General features: G+C 64.0%; 9 protein-coding genes. 5 read left to right on the top strand and 4 right to left on the bottom strand.

What is annotated here, in order from left to right; translation table 11 throughout:
• Positions 1-122 precede the first annotated feature (122 nt).
• The gene (locus OPV09_RS05340) at positions 123-2207 is read left to right on the top strand and encodes a putative bifunctional diguanylate cyclase/phosphodiesterase (RefSeq protein ID WP_338680791.1); all 2085 of its coding nucleotides are present in this window, start codon (positions 123-125) and stop codon (positions 2205-2207) included.
• A 9-nt stretch (positions 2208-2216) separates the two neighbouring features.
• On the opposite strand, the gene OPV09_RS05335 is transcribed toward OPV09_RS05340, so the two are convergent.
• Both OPV09_RS05335 and OPV09_RS05330 read right to left on the bottom strand, forming a co-directional pair.
• Positions 2217-3281 (bottom strand): porin, encoded by a 1065-nt coding sequence (locus tag OPV09_RS05335; protein ID WP_338680790.1) that lies wholly within the window; start codon positions 3279-3281, stop codon positions 2217-2219.
• A 468-nt stretch (positions 3282-3749) separates the two neighbouring features.
• A complete protein-coding gene (locus OPV09_RS05330; RefSeq protein ID WP_338680789.1) occupies positions 3750-6134 on the bottom strand; it encodes an ankyrin repeat domain-containing protein in 2385 nt (794 codons plus the stop codon).
• 170 nt (positions 6135-6304) lie between these two features.
• On the opposite strand from OPV09_RS05330, the gene OPV09_RS05325 reads away from it, so the two are divergent.
• From OPV09_RS05325 to OPV09_RS05310, 4 genes are all read left to right on the top strand, one after another.
• Positions 6305-9112 carry a valine--tRNA ligase gene (locus tag OPV09_RS05325; RefSeq protein ID WP_338680788.1) on the top strand — a complete coding sequence of 936 codons (2808 nt, stop codon included), beginning with the start codon at positions 6305-6307 and terminating at the stop codon, positions 9110-9112.
• Positions 9113-9224: 112 nt separating this feature from the next.
• Complete coding sequence (locus OPV09_RS05320) at positions 9225-9680, top strand: DUF2147 domain-containing protein (RefSeq protein WP_034749198.1); 456 nt, start codon at positions 9225-9227, stop codon at positions 9678-9680.
• Between the two features lie 273 nt (positions 9681-9953).
• Positions 9954-11729 carry an ice-binding family protein gene (locus OPV09_RS05315; RefSeq protein WP_338680786.1) on the top strand — a complete coding sequence of 592 codons (1776 nt, stop codon included), beginning with the start codon at positions 9954-9956 and terminating at the stop codon, positions 11727-11729.
• A 13-nt stretch (positions 11730-11742) separates the two neighbouring features.
• The gene (locus tag OPV09_RS05310; protein ID WP_034749526.1) at positions 11743-12882 is read left to right on the top strand and encodes an OmpA family protein; all 1140 of its coding nucleotides are present in this window, start codon (positions 11743-11745) and stop codon (positions 12880-12882) included.
• Between the two features lie 51 nt (positions 12883-12933).
• Here OPV09_RS05310 and OPV09_RS05305 read toward each other — a convergent pair whose 3' ends face one another.
• Positions 12934-13401 carry a YaiI/YqxD family protein gene (locus OPV09_RS05305; protein ID WP_034749529.1) on the bottom strand — a complete coding sequence of 156 codons (468 nt, stop codon included), beginning with the start codon at positions 13399-13401 and terminating at the stop codon, positions 12934-12936.
• Between the two features lie 23 nt (positions 13402-13424).
• On the bottom strand, positions 13425-14480 hold the full coding sequence (gene ruvB, locus OPV09_RS05300) for a Holliday junction branch migration DNA helicase RuvB (RefSeq protein WP_034749202.1): 1056 nt from the start codon (positions 14478-14480) through the stop codon (positions 13425-13427).
• Positions 14481-14482: the final 2 nt, after the last annotated feature.

The following is a 14482-nucleotide window of genomic DNA, read 5'->3' as shown; positions in this document are numbered from 1 at the left end:
TTCTTGTCGGCATTGCCGTCCGTTCGGTAGCGAACGGACGGCATTTCGCCGTGCACCCTACAGTCAGTCACTGCCCGGCCTGCCTGATCATGGATCGGCACCGGCGCTGCCACGGGACCACCATGCAATCATTCTTCAAACGCATCTCCATTTCCGTTTCCACCTCGGCCCTGCTCACGCTGGCGTTCGGACTGTGCCTGACGGCCCTGTGCTACGCCTCGGCGCGCCAGATCGAGGCGGAGAGCGCCCGGTTGCTGCTGCAGTACCACGCCAGCGGCCACACCTTGGGCGCCGCCCTGCTGCCGGCCAAAGGCATGGGCCTGGACGCCAGCCATCGCGGTTCGCTGTACGTGCTGCTCGGTGGAATGCTGTCGAGCCTGCTGGCGGCCGCATACGTGTATCAGCTGGTCTCGCGCAATTCCGTGATTGCCCGCATCACGGGCGAACGCACGGCGGCGCTGCAGTTCGCCAATTTGCGCCTGTCCGAAGACATCGCCGCGCGCATGCACAATGAAAAGTCGCTACGGCTGCGCGAACGCATCATCGAAGTGTCGGCCAACGCCATCATCCTGTGCAGCGCCGACGCGCCCGGCTACCTGATCGAGTACGTCAACCCCGCCTTCGAACGCATCACCGGCTATGCGGCCGGCGAAGTCATCGGCCAGCGCCTGGAAGACTTGCAGGGGCCGGAACAAGGGCGGCAAGACATGCACGCCATTACGGCGGCCCTGCGCGAACAGCGCGAAGGCAAGGCTATCGTGCGCAATTTCCGCAAGGATGGCAGCTGCTACTGGAGCGAGCTGTTCGTCGCGCCCGTGCGCGACGATGGCGATGGCCCCGTCAGCCACTTTGTCGTGGCGCAATACGACATCAGCAGCGTCATGCGTTTCGAACAGGAACTGGAATTCCAGGCCAGGCACGATATCCTGACGGGCCTGGCCAACCGTGCCCTGCTGCGCGAACGGCTGGAACAGGCGATGGCCGTGACACGGCGCAGCGGCCAGCCCCTGTGGGTGGTCTTCATCGACCTCGACCGCTTTAAATTCGTCAACGATACCCTGGGCCACGACGCGGGCGACCTGGTGCTGAAAAACGTGGCCGAGCGCCTGCGCGACGCCACGCGCGAAGTCGACACGGTGGCGCGCCTGGGCGGCGACGAATTCGTGCTGCTGCTGCCCCAGCATGGTAATGGCGAACCGGGCGCCGCCATCCTGCAGCGCATCCAGGATGCCGTGGCGCAGCCGCTGCAACTGGGCGAATATGAATTTTTTCTCAGCTGCTGCATGGGCGTGGCCGTGTATCCCGACGATGGCCAAAATGCCGACACCCTGATCAAGCATGCCGACATCGCCATGTACCGCGCCAAGGAACAGGGACGCGGCCACTGGCAGTTCTATGCCTCGAGCATGAATGCGGGCACCCTGGAGCGGCTGGAACTGGAGAGCGAGTTGCGCCACGCCCTGGAACGGGGGCAGTTCCACCTCGAATACCAGCCCCAGCTGGACCTGGCCAGCGGCGCCGTGGTCGGCATGGAAGCGCTGCTGCGCTGGCAACATCCGCAGCTGGGGCGTGTTCCCCCTGCCAGCTTCATCGGACTGGCTGAGGAAATGGGCTTGATCACCCCCATCGGCGACTGGGTGCTGCGCACGGCATGCGCCCAGGCGCGCGCGTGGCAACTGGCCGGCCATGGCCCGCTGCGCCTGGCCGTCAACCTGTCGGCGCGGCAATTCAAGCAAAAGAATTTGCTGCACGCGGTGGCGCAGGTGCTGGCGGACACGGGACTCGCCGCGGCCCACCTCGAATTGGAATTGACGGAAAGCATGGTCATGCATGACGTGGAGCAAGCCACGACCATCATGGCCAAGCTGAAGGCGCTGGGCGTGCAACTGTCGATCGACGACTTCGGCACCGGCTATTCCAGCCTGGCCTACCTGCGCCATTTCCCCATCGACGTGCTGAAAATCGACAAAACCTTCGTCAGCGACATCACGCACAGCATGGACGACGCGGCCATCGTGCGCGCCATCATTTCGCTGGCGCACAGCCTGCGCCTGAAAGTCATCGCGGAAGGCGTGGAAACGGAACAGCAGCTGGCCTTCCTGCGCCGGCACGGCTGCGACCAGATGCAGGGCTACCTGTTCAGCCGCCCGCTGGCCGCCGCCGCCTTCGAGACACTGCTGCTCGAAGGCAGCATGCTGCCCGCTTAGCGCAAAGGTTTAAAACGCGTGGCGCAGGCCGACGTTGAAGGCGCGGTTGCCCGTGCCCACTTCCGTGGCATTGCCTACCATGTAGGCGGCGTCGTTGCGGTTGCGGATATGCGCATAAGCAACATACACCTTGCTGCGCTTGGACAAGGCATACGTGGCGCCGATGGCCAGCTGCCGCGCATCGCGATTGGCCGCGTCGCGGTCATCCTTGTGCACGTACGAAGCCAGCAAGGTCGTCGCGCCGAGCGGCACGGATACGCCGACGATGGCGTCGCGGCTGTCCGTCGACTGGGCCGGCGCCTGCGCCGCGCCATACGGGTTTTCCCCGAAGAACATGGTGCTGCCGTCGCCCGTGTTGCGGCCATAACCGGCAAACGCCGTGGCCACGCCGAAGTTGTAGTTACCGGCCAAAATCGTGTTGTTCACGTCGGCCTTGCCCGGCTCGCCGGCACGGCTCTGGCGCGCCAGGCGCAAGGTCAAGGGACCGTTGACATAGCCGAGGGCCAGGCCCAGCGAGCGCTGGTCGGCCGCCACACCCGTGTGTTCGCCAAAGCCGTACATGACGGTGGCCGTCACGCCGCGCATTTCAGGCGAGGTGTAGCGCACGGTATTGTCGATGCGCGTGGCCGAATAGCCGGCCAGGTTGGTTGCCGCGCCGGCAAAGCCGCCTTCGAACGGGTCGGCCACGTCGGTCAGCGCCTGGCTTTGCAGGTTGTACTGGCGCCCCACGGTCAGCATGCCCAGCGGGCTGTCGATGCCGACGAAAGCCTGGCGGCCGAACAATTGCCCCGCCTGGTCGGAGCGGCCCGTGTCGCTCAGGACACCCGCCTCCAGCGTGAACACAGCTTGCAAGCCATTACCCAGGGACTCGGTGCCGCGCAAGCCCAGGCGCGAGCCAGCCGATATGCCGCTGGTGAGCTTGCTGACGCCGCCTTCCTGCACCAGGCCGGCGTCCATCAATCCATACATGGTGACTGAAGACGGATCAACTGACGACTGGGCGTGGGCGGCAGGCAAGGCGCCCAGGGTGGCGATGGTCGAAACGAGGCCGACGGTGATCGAGATTTTTTTCATGCGGGTTTCCTTGTATAAGCGAAACCAGGAAAGCGCGCGGCCATGGCGCGGCCACAGGCGCCAAGGCGCGCTGGGGAGTGCCGTATCGAAAGACGACGGACCAGGCAGCAAGATTCCTGGCTAAGCTGTGGCGGCAGCGGCGTGCAATGAGCCGCGTTGATTCCGCCGTGAATGGTGCACCGCTGGCGGTGCGCGTGGCTCAGGCGCCCGGCCCGAAGGGGACGCGCTGAAAGTGGCTGGCATCGCAGATGCGCTGGCCGTGAGACGCGGACGAGTGTTGGATATGAAACGTTGATACAACCGCGTCTGCTGGCGCCGTCCGCAAGGATGGGGCAGGAGGCGCCGAGGCCGGCATTATAGCATCGGCAGCACCTCTACCCCCCGTTCTGTTGCAGGAAAACGACTCGCCAGGCCGCCAAAACACGGCGTTGTCGCCGGGCAAGATGACGCATACCGACCAGGCAAATGCTATTGCAGCAACGGTGCGGCTGCCGCAGGCTTGCGCGCCGCGGCGGCCGCCTTCAGCAAGCTCAGCACCGCTTTATTTTCCGGCGTCGATTCCCGGTCCCGCGCCATCTTCAACACGGGGAACTCGCCGCCCAGCGGATCGGCGCCCAGGCTCAGCAACAGCTTGACCATCGCCGCGTCGCCATTTTCGACGGCCGCCAGCAAGGGCGGCAGATAACCGCCGGTGACGATGGGCGCGCCCATCGCGGCCAGGCGGGCGACCCAGTCGTGCCGCTGGCTGCGCACCGCATGCCACAGCAGCGTCTCCTTTTCCAGACGCCGCGAATCGAGCGCCGCCTGCTGTCCCTTGTAAGAAACTTCGGCGGCGGGTCCGACTTGCTGCCATGGCATGCCGGGCACCACCAGTTGGCGCAGCACGTCCTCGGACGCCGGCTGGTAGTTGTACATGGCGCGCATCGCAGCGTCGAGCCAGCGGTCATTTCCCTTCGCGTCATGCCGGGGCACGCGCTGCTTGAGCCAGTCCAGCGCGCCGGCGTTGCCCGCTTCGGCGGCATAGGCGTACAGCGACTTTTCCTGCTCATCAGTATTTGGCGTGGTGCCGGTGGCCAGCATTTTATCGAGCACTTCGGTGCCGCGCGTCAGGCGCAGCAAGGGCCCCCATAGCAAAGAATCGGCCAGCGGCCGTTCCGCTGGCTGCGCAGCCCCGCCTTTCTTGGCCTTTTTCTCTGCCAGGTACTGGTCTACCAGCAAATAGGGCCGGCCCGCGCCTGCGTCGAGCATGGCGATCATGCTGGCCGTACGTTCTTTCGCGTCGATCAATTCCGGCAAGATGCCCGCATCCTCCTGCTGCAAGGCGTATTCCAGCGGCGCCTGCGTGTGGTTTTCGCCGCCGTATTGCCGCACATCGGCGCCATGCGCCAGCAACAGGCGCACCATTGCGGCATTGCCGTACAGGGCAGCCAGATGCAGCGGTGCGGCGTGGTAAAGCGTATCGCCTTCGCCGAGCGGCACGCCGCGTTGCAACAGCAGCGTCATCATGCGCAGCTTGGCGGGCAACAGCGCGGCGTACTGCTCACGCAGCGCCTGGCGGCGCGCCTGCAGCGGCGCCTGCGCCAGTCGCTGCTGATCGTCGTCCTGCCGGGTTTGCGCATTCAGCCATGCCGCTTCGGCTTTGTACATGCTCGATGGAGGCGAAATCAAATAGTTCAGCAAGGGACTCCTGTCGAGCGCATAGGCGCCCGGCTCGGCGACGCCGGCCAGCAGCTTGCCAAAGGCAGCTTCGTCGCCCTCTTTGGCAGCCTTGAACAGCGCCGTCACCTCTGGCGTCGGCGGCAGCTTGTTGCGTGCCTCGCGCACATAATTGATCAAGCGTTCCATGCCATGCACCGAGACCTGCGGCAACGGCATGCCCACTTTCCATGCCCGCGCCAGCTGCTGCGCCTCGGCCTGTTGCGCCGCATTCAGTTTCTTTGTCCAGCGGGCCACGGCGTCGCCGGCGTCCGCCGCGCCGCCCGCCGCCGCCAACTGGCTCAGCATGGAAGCGAGCACATAGTCCTGCGGCACGCCCGCCTCCTCGCCATACAGCACGGCCAGCTGCAGCTGGGCCTTGGCAATGCCGCTTTCGGCGGCCTTGCGCAGCCAGCGGGCAGCCTGCTTTTCATCCAGGCCGCCCGTGCCTTTCCAGCACAGCAAACCCAGCTGGTAAGCGGCTTCCATGTCGCCACCCTCGGCGGCGCGGCGGTACCAATCCTGCGGCGAACGCTGTCCCGTCTGCGACGCCGCCGGCAGGGGCGCGCCGCGCTGCCAAAGGCCGGCCAGGCGCACGGCCTCGTCGACCTGGTCCGGCGACATCCTGTCACGGCGCGCCGGCAGGGACTTCTCCATCGCGGCCGCACCGCTCCACTCCTTGTCTTGCAGCGCCAGCAGGTTAAGTGCATACGACAGCACCCTGTCGACCGGCCCGCCTTCGCCCCGCTCATACATTTGTGCCAGGTCCTGCAGCGGCTTGCCCTCACCCTGCGCGGCCATGACGCCCAACCAGGGCCGCGCGCGCGATGGATTGAGCATGCGGCCCGGCGCGTATGCATACATGAAAACCAGCGCCTCCTGCGCGGCGCGATCGCCGCCCTTGGCCGCCAGCAGATACCAGCGCTCCGCTTCGGCCTCGCTGCGCTCCACGTCCCGGCATCCTTTCTCGCCCATGTAGATATCGGCGAGGACCTTTTGCGCCTCGACATTGCCACCTTGCGCCGGTCCGCGCAATTGCGCAACGGCCTTGCTGCAGCGCCCATCCTGCAGAGCCGCCATCCCCTCCGGAACGCCGGCGCACGCGCCACCGGCAGCCCATCCGGCGCCGAGCACGGCCAATTGCCACAATTTTTTCATGATTGCCTAAGCTTTCAAATAATGTTGCAAAGATGATAGCTTAGAAAAAATACAATGAAGCAATATTGCGCAATCGTGCGCGGCTTTTCGGGCCATCCAGGCCCGCTATTTGCTGCGCATGCTTTATGCACCCCTTATAATGGTTCCTTTTGCCAATCACACGCCAAATCATGGAATTAGCCAAGTCTTTCGAGCCCGCCGACATTGAACAATTCTGGCGCACCGAGTGGGAACAGCGCGGTTACTTCACCGCCACCCTCGATGCCGGAAAACCTTCCTTCAGCATCCAGTTGCCGCCGCCGAACGTCACCGGCACCCTGCACATGGGCCATGCGTTCAACCAGACCATCATGGATGGCCTGACACGCTACCACCGCATGCTGGGCCACAACACAGCCTGGATTCCCGGCACCGACCACGCGGGCATTGCCACGCAAATCGTCGTGCAGCGCCAGCTGGACGCGCAAAAGATTTCGCGCCATGACCTGGGCCGCGAGAAATTCGTGGAAAAAGTGTGGGAATGGAAAGAAAAATCCGGTTCCATCATCACCGGCCAGATGCGCCGCCTGGGCGCTTCGGCCGACTGGCAGCGCGAATACTTCACGATGGACGAGCCGCGCTCGAAAGTCGTCACCGACGTCTTCGTGCGTCTGTTCGAGCAAGGCCTGATCTACCGCGGCAAGCGCCTGGTCAACTGGGATCCCGTGCTGGGCACGGCGGTGTCCGACCTCGAAGTGGTGTCCGAGGAAGAAGACGGCTCCATGTGGTACATCAAGTACCCGCTGGCCGATGGCAGCGGCTTCCTGACGGTGGCCACCACCCGTCCTGAAACCATGCTGGGCGACGTGGCCGTGGCCGTCGATCCGACGGACGAGCGCTACCTACCGCTGGTGGGCAAGATGCTCAAACTGCCGTTGACGGACCGCGAAATCCCCATCATCGCCGACGAATACGTCGACAAGGAATTCGGCACGGGCTGTGTCAAGATCACCCCGGCGCACGACATGAACGATTACGCCGTGGGCCAGCGTCACAAACTGGCGCAGATCGTCATTTTGACGCTGGACGCGAAGATCACCGAGGACGCGCCGGAAGCCTACCGCGGCATGGACCGCTTTGCCGCGCGCAAGCAGATCGTCGCCGACCTCGACGCGCAAGGCTTGCTCGAGCAAGTCAAGCCGCACAAGCTGATGGTGCCGCGCGGCGACCGCACGGGCGTTGTCATCGAGCCGATGCTGACGGACCAGTGGTTCGTCGCCATGAGCAAGCCGGCCCCGGAAGGCACCTTCTTCCCGGGCAAATCGATCGCCGAAACGGCGCTCGATAAAGTAGCCAATGGCGAAATCAAGTTCGTGCCGGAAAACTGGAGCACCACCTACAACCAGTGGCTCAACAACATCCAGGACTGGTGCATCTCGCGCCAGCTGTGGTGGGGCCATCAAATCCCGGCCTGGTACGACGACAAGGGCAATATTTTTGTCGCCAAGACGGAAGCGGAAGCCATCGCCAAGGCGCAGGCCGCCGGCAGCACCGGTCCTTTGAAGCGTGACGACGACGTGCTCGACACGTGGTTCTCGTCGGCCCTGGTACCGTTCTCGACCATGGGTTGGCCGGAAGAAACGCCGGACGTGAAGGCCTTCCTGCCATCGTCCGTGCTGGTCACCGGTTTCGACATCATCTTCTTCTGGGTCGCGCGCATGGTCATGATGACGGCGCACTTCACGGGCAAGGTACCGTTTGAAACCGTCTACGTGCACGGCCTGGTGCGCGATTCGACGGGGCAGAAAATGTCGAAGTCGAAAGGCAACACGCTGGACCCGATCGACCTGATCGACGGCATCGACCTGGAAGGATTGATCGTCAAGCGCACCACTGGTCTGATGAACCCGCGCGACGCGGAAAAGATCACCAAGGCCACGCGCAAGGAATTCCCGGAAGGCATTTCGGCCTACGGCACGGATGCCGTGCGCTTCACCATGGCCAGCTATGCCTCGCTGGGCCGCAACATCAATTTCGACCTGGGCCGCTGCGAAGGCTACCGCAACTTCTGCAACAAGATGTGGAACGCCACCCGTTTCGTCATGATGAATACGGAAGGCAAGGACTGCACGCCGAACGACGCCGACCTGTCGCAAGCGGACAAGTGGATCATCTCGCTGCTGCAAAAGGCGGAGCTGGACGTGGCTAAGGGCTTTGAAGACTTCCGCTTCGACAATATCGCCGCTACCATCTACAAATTCGTCTGGGACGAGTATTGCGACTGGTACCTGGAAGTGGCCAAGGTGCAAGTGCAACAGGGCACGGAAGGCCAGCAGCGGGCCACCCGCCACACCCTGCTGCGCGTGCTGGAAGTGGTGCTGCGCCTGGCCCATCCGATCATCCCATTCGTCACGGAAGCCCTGTGGCAGACGGTGGCGCCATTGGCGGGCAAAACGCTCAAGGCGGAGGGTGATTCGATCATGATGCAGCCGTATCCGATCGCCAACACCGACAAGATCGATGAAGCGGCCGAAGCGTGGATGCAGCAGCTGAAAGCCTTGACGGACGCGACACGCAACCTGCGCGGCGAAATGCAGATCTCACCTTCCGTGCGCGTGCCGCTGATCGTCGAAGCGGGCAATGCCAGCGAGAAAGAAGCGCTGGCGTCGTACGCACCGTACATCCAGTCGCTGGGCAAGCTGGCCGACGTGCAGATCGTCGATGCGCTGCCGGACTCGCCAGCGGCCGTCGCCATCGTCGGCACCACCAAGCTGATGCTGAAAGTGGAAATCGACGTGGCTGCCGAACGCGAGCGCCTGGGCAAGGAAATCGCCCGTATCGAAGCGGAAATTGCCAAAGTCAACAGCAAATTGGGCAATGAAAGCTTTGTCGCGCGTGCCCCTGCCGCGATCGTCGCGCAAGAAAACGAGCGCTTGCTCAGTTTTTCGGCGACAATTGAAAAACTGCGCGAACAGTTTGCTAAACTAGCCAGCGCATAAGGCAAGTTTGGAAGGATTGCGCGGCGTCATTCGTGACGCCGCGCAGCACTGCTGGTCTTGCCTTGGTATATAACTGTTCGTGACACGATCAAAAAACCAATGGAGACTAGCGATGCATAAAGTATTCAAAGCAAGCGTACTGGTGGCCGCCCTGGCCATCGCCGGCAGCGCCACCGCGCGCGACGGCAACTTTACCCCCGTCGGCACATGGAAAACCATCGACGACGCCAGCGGCAAGCCGAAATCCCTCATCGTCATCACGGAAAGCAACGGCGTCTTGCAAGGCAAGATCGACAAGCTGTTCCGCGGCCCGGACGAAGACCAGAATCCCAAGTGCGACAAGTGCACAGGCGCCAAGAAAGACCAGCCCATCGTCGGCATGGTGATCCTGTCCGGCCTGAAATATGACGGCAAGGAATGGACTGGCGGCGAAATCACGGACCCGGCCAATGGCAAGACCTACAAGAGCAAGGCGGAATTGACGGAAGGGGGCACCAAGCTGCAAGTGCGCGGCTATGTCGGCGTGCCGATGTTTGGCCGCTCGCAGACGTGGGTGCGCGAAGAGTAAGCTCCCCCCTGCCCTGATGAAGCCGGCCTTGGCGCCGGCTTTTTTGCGTCTGTTTTCCGCACACGGCCGTTGTTTTACAGGCCGAATCGCGTTTTTTTGAACCAATCTCCGAACGCCAGGCGCCTATGCGCGCCACCGAACATACTTGAAGTTTCCTAAATGAAATAGTGCATGCCTGTGACGCCATCGCCCTGTAGCGACAGGCGGCATGGCTCTGCCGGATGACCTCATCCGCGGATGACCGGCAATGACTGCCATGCACAAAGGAACACTATGAATCTCTTCAAGCGATATCTGAACCCGCTGATCGTCTCGGCAGGCCTGCTGGCCATGACCGCCCTGGCCGGCTGCGGCGGCGGCGACCAGGGACGCGATCCTATCCTCGGCTTGCCGGCTGCCACCCTGTCCAGCCTGGCCGTCACGCCAGCCACGGCCACGGTCGCTATCGGTGCGGGCCAGCAATTCACGGCCATCGCCACGTATAGCGACGGCTCCTCGCAAGATGTCAGCGCCAAGTCGGCCTGGACGTCGGCCACGCCAGCCAGCGCGACAGTCAATGCCGCCACAGGCTTGAGCACCGGCATCGCTGCCGGCAGCAGCAGCATCAGCGCCGCATTTAGCGGCAAGAGCGCAGCGGCCCAGTTGACCGTCTCGCCCGCCACTTTGACGGCAATTGCCATCACGCCGCTCGCGCCATCGATCGCCATCGCAGCAACGCAGCAATTCACGGTGACGGGCAGCTTCAGCGACGGCGCCACGCACGACGTCACGGCCGTGTCGGCATTTGCCTCGGCCAGTCCCGCCACGGCCAGCATCGCCGCTGGCGGCCTGGCGCTGGGCAAGGTTGCCGGCACGACGCAGATTACGGCCACCACGGGCGCGCTCACGGCCAGCACCGTGCTGACCGTCACGCCAGCGACCTTGTTGTCGATCGCCGTCACGCCGCAAAACCCCATCATCCCCGTCGCCGCGACGCGCCAGTTGGCCGTCCTTGCCACGTATTCGGATGGCAGCAGCGCTGACGTCACCTCCGGTAGCAGCTTCGTGTCCGCCACGCCAGCCTCGGCCACCGTCGCCAGCGGTGGCCTCGTCACCGGCGTTGCCTTTGGTACCAGCGTCATGAACGCCAGCTTCAACGGCAAGACGGCCAGCACCACCGTCACCGTGCCTGCCATTACCCTGGTCAGCATCGCCGTCACGCCGGCCACCGCCAGCATCGTTGTCGGTGCCACGCAGCAATTCATTGCCACCGCAACGTACTCGGACAGCTCGAACGCCATCATCACCAACAGCGCCGCCTGGACGTCGGGCACCGTTGCCAATGCCAGCGTGCTGAACACGGGCGTCGCCACCGGCATCGCCGCCGGCACCAGCAGCATCACGGCCACGGCCGGCGGCCAGTCGGGCAGCGCGCTGCTGACCGTCACTGCCGTTGCCATCCCGCCCGTCCTCAATCCGATCATCCTGGGCCGCGCCGCATCGTTCGGCGTGCTGGCCGGCACCTCGATCACGAACAATTCGGGCGGCACGACCCTGATCACGGGCGATGTGGGTTCGCCGTCGCAAACGGTCGATCCGACCCAGGCGGCAGGTTTTACCAACTACAAGTCGGGCGCCATCCTGGACGGCGCCATGACGGATTTGCAAGCGGCGATCACGGACGGCAACAGCCGCAGCTGCGACGTCAGCTTTGCCGGCGGCATAGACCTCGGCGGCCAGACCTTCGGCCCCGGCGTGTATTGCTATGCGGGCGCCATCAGCATCACGGGTACCTTGACCCTGAACGGTCCCGGCGTGTACATCTTCCGCACGGCGCTGACCTTGAATTCGACCGTCAACTCGGTGGTTGCCCTGAACAATGGCGCCACGGCCGACAACGTCAGCTGGCTGCCCGTCGGCCCGACCACCCTGGCCGCGAACAGCGTCTTCAAGGGCAATATCCTGGGCCAGTCGGCCGCCATCACGGTGGGCGACAACACGACCCTGCTCAATGGCCGCGTGCTGACGGCCGCCGCCGTTACCCTGCGCAACAACCAGATCACCAAATAACCGGGACATGACCATGACTATCGCACACACACTGGGCGCCCTGAGCGTCATGACCGGCGCCTTGCTGGCGGCACAATCGGCGCAGGCGCAGGACAACACCTTCATCAACCCGGACTGGGCCAACAGCGCCTGGTACATTGGCGCGGGCGTGGGCCAGTCGCGCGCCACCATCGACGAGCCGCGCCTGCGCGCCAGCCTGGCCGCCAACGGCGAAAGCGTCACCGGCTTCAGCAAGGACCAGCGCGACACCGGCTATAAACTGTTTGTCGGCCGCCAGCTGAACCAGTATGTCGCCGTGGAAGCCGGTTACTTTGACCTGGGCAAGTTCGATTTCAAGTCGACCACCAGCGGCAACGGCGTACTGAACGGGCAAGCGGCCTTCCGCGGCGTGAACCTGGACTTGCTGGGCCAGCTGCCGCTGTCGCAGCGCCTGTCCTTGCTGGGCCGCGTCGGCATGCACTACACCAAGACCAACACGGAATTCAGCGGCAACCGCCTGCTGGGTTCGACCAATACCCATGCCAGCGAGCGCAAGCTCAATGCCAAGCTGGGTCTGGGCCTGGAATACAAGTTCAGCGAAGCGCTGGCCCTGCGCGGCGAAGTCGAGCGTTATCGCTTGAACGACGCCGTCGGCAACCGTGGCGATGCGGACCTGTATTCCGTCAGCCTCGTGTATAAACTCGGCCGCCCGGCCAGCGCCACGCCCGCCTACCAGCCGGCGCCAGAAGTCGCCCCGGCCGTCGCGATGCCGGCCCCTGTCATCGTGGCCGCACCGGCGCCAGCGCCCGTGTCGGAAAAAGTGTCGTTTGCCTCGGAAGCGTTGTTTGATTTCGATCAATCGGCGCTCAAGCCGCAAGGCAAGGCCGCGCTGGACCAGCTGCTGGGCCAATTGACGGGCATGGATCTGGAAGTGATCGTCACGGTCGGCCATACGGATGCCGTCGGCCCTGACGCCTACAACCAGAAACTGTCGCAACGCCGCGCCGAAGCCGTCAAGGCCTATCTGGTGGCGCAAGGCGTGGAAACGAACCGTGTCTACACGGAAGGCAAGGGAGAAACGCAGCCGGTGGCCGACAACACAAGTGCCGCCGGGCGCGCCAAGAACCGCCGTGTGACGGTGGAAGTGGTGGGCACGCGCAAAGTTGCACGCTAAGTTACATGCACGTAAAAAACCGGCTTGCGCCGGTTTTTTTTCGTCCGCGAATTACTGCGCCGGGGCCGGCTTGCGGTGATGCTTGCTCAAATGCCGGTCCAGGCTATTGGCGAACTGTTGCCGGTCGGACTGGCTGAAGGCGGCCGGGCCGCCCGTGTCCACGCCGCCACTGCGCAATTCTTCCATGAAGGCGCGCATCGTCAGTTGCTGGGCGATATTATCCTTCGTGTAGAACTCGCCGCGCGGGTTCAGCGCGAAACCGCCCTTGGTCAGGACGTCGGCCGCCAGCGGGATGTCGCCCGTGATGACGAGGTCGCCGGGATTCAACAAACGCACGATTTCCTGGTCGGCCACGTCGGCGCCGGACGGCACTTGCACGGTGCGGATGAAACGCGAGGGCGGCACGCGCAAGCCCTGGTTGGCGACCAGGATGAGCGGCAGCTCCAGGCGGTCGGCCACGCGGTACAAAATTTCCTTGATGACGACGGGACAGGCGTCGGCGTCGATCCAGATTTGCATACCCGGCATACCTTCCTGCGCCATCACAGTTCCCACGCTTCGCCGCCCGGGCCCATGCGCGGCGCGCTGACGCCGAAGTGCAGGTAGGCAGCCGGCGTGGCGACACGGCCACGGGGCGTGCGCTGCAGGAAACCTTGCTGTATCAGATACGGTTCCAGCACGTCTTCGATGGTATCGGCCGCTTCGCCGATGGCCGCCGCCAGGTTGCCAATGCCGACGGGGCCGCCGCCGAATTTGAACAGCACGGCTTCGAGCAGCTTGCGGTCCATCACGTCGAAACCGGCGGAATCGACGTCAAGCATGGCCAGCGCGCGGTCGGCCACCACCTTGGTGATCTCGCCATTGCTTTTGACTTCCGCGAAATCACGCACGCGGCGCAGCAAGCGGTTGGCGATACGGGGCGTGCCGCGGGCGCGCTGGGCGATTTCATGCGCGCCTTCCGGGTCGATCGGGGCTTTCAGCAAGGCCGCGCTGCGCGTGACGATCTTCGTCAGTTCGCCCGTGTTGTAGAACTCGAGGCGCGCGACGATGCCGAAGCGGTCGCGCAGCGGATTGGTCAGCATGCCGGCGCGCGTCGTGGCGCCGACCAAGGTAAACGGTTGCAGATCGAGTTTCACGGACCGGGCGGCCGGGCCTTCGCCGATCATGATATCGATCTGATAATCCTCGAGCGCCGGATATAAAATTTCCTCAACGACCGGCGACAACCGGTGGATTTCATCGATGAACAGGACGTCGTTCGCTTCCAGGTTCGTCAAAATCGCCGCCAGGTCGCCCGGACGCTCGAGCACGGGGCCCGAGGTCTGGCGCAAATTGACGCCCATTTCGCGCGCGATGATGTGCGCCAGGGTGGTCTTGCCCAGGCCCGGCGGGCCGAACAGCAAGGTGTGGTCGAGCGCTTCCTTGCGCTGGCGCGCGGCCGTGATGAAAATCTCGAGCTGGTCGCGGATCTTTTCCTGCCCGACATACTCGTCGAGCTGCTTGGGACGCAAGGCCCGTTCGATCGCCTCTTCGTTGTGCGAGATGGGCGCCGCGTCGATGATGCGCTGTTCCGTGAAGCTGTCGGTCTGGATGCTCATGC

This window comes from Janthinobacterium sp. TB1-E2, from assembly GCF_036885605.1.
Taxonomy (GTDB): Bacteria; Pseudomonadota; Gammaproteobacteria; order Burkholderiales; family Burkholderiaceae_D; genus Janthinobacterium; species Janthinobacterium aestuarii.
This window is presented reverse-complemented; position numbering and strand designations above follow the sequence as displayed.

Bases quoted from the DNA above. Each gene is read 5' to 3' on its own strand.
- OPV09_RS05340 (WP_338680791.1), top strand. From the start codon at position 123: ATGCAATCATTCTTCAAACGCATCTCCATTTCCGTTTCCACCTCGGCC.
- OPV09_RS05335 (WP_338680790.1), bottom strand. From the start codon at position 3,281: ATGAAAAAAATCTCGATCACCGTCGGCCTCGTTTCGACCATCGCCACC.
- OPV09_RS05330 (WP_338680789.1), bottom strand. From the start codon at position 6,134: ATGAAAAAATTGTGGCAATTGGCCGTGCTCGGCGCCGGATGGGCTGCC.
- OPV09_RS05325 (WP_338680788.1), top strand. From the start codon at position 6,305: ATGGAATTAGCCAAGTCTTTCGAGCCCGCCGACATTGAACAATTCTGG.
- OPV09_RS05320 (WP_034749198.1), top strand. From the start codon at position 9,225: ATGCATAAAGTATTCAAAGCAAGCGTACTGGTGGCCGCCCTGGCCATC.
- OPV09_RS05315 (WP_338680786.1), top strand. From the start codon at position 9,954: ATGAATCTCTTCAAGCGATATCTGAACCCGCTGATCGTCTCGGCAGGC.
- OPV09_RS05310 (WP_034749526.1), top strand. From the start codon at position 11,743: ATGACTATCGCACACACACTGGGCGCCCTGAGCGTCATGACCGGCGCC.
- OPV09_RS05305 (WP_034749529.1), bottom strand. From the start codon at position 13,401: ATGCAAATCTGGATCGACGCCGACGCCTGTCCCGTCGTCATCAAGGAA.
- ruvB (WP_034749202.1), bottom strand. From the start codon at position 14,480: ATGAGCATCCAGACCGACAGCTTCACGGAACAGCGCATCATCGACGCG.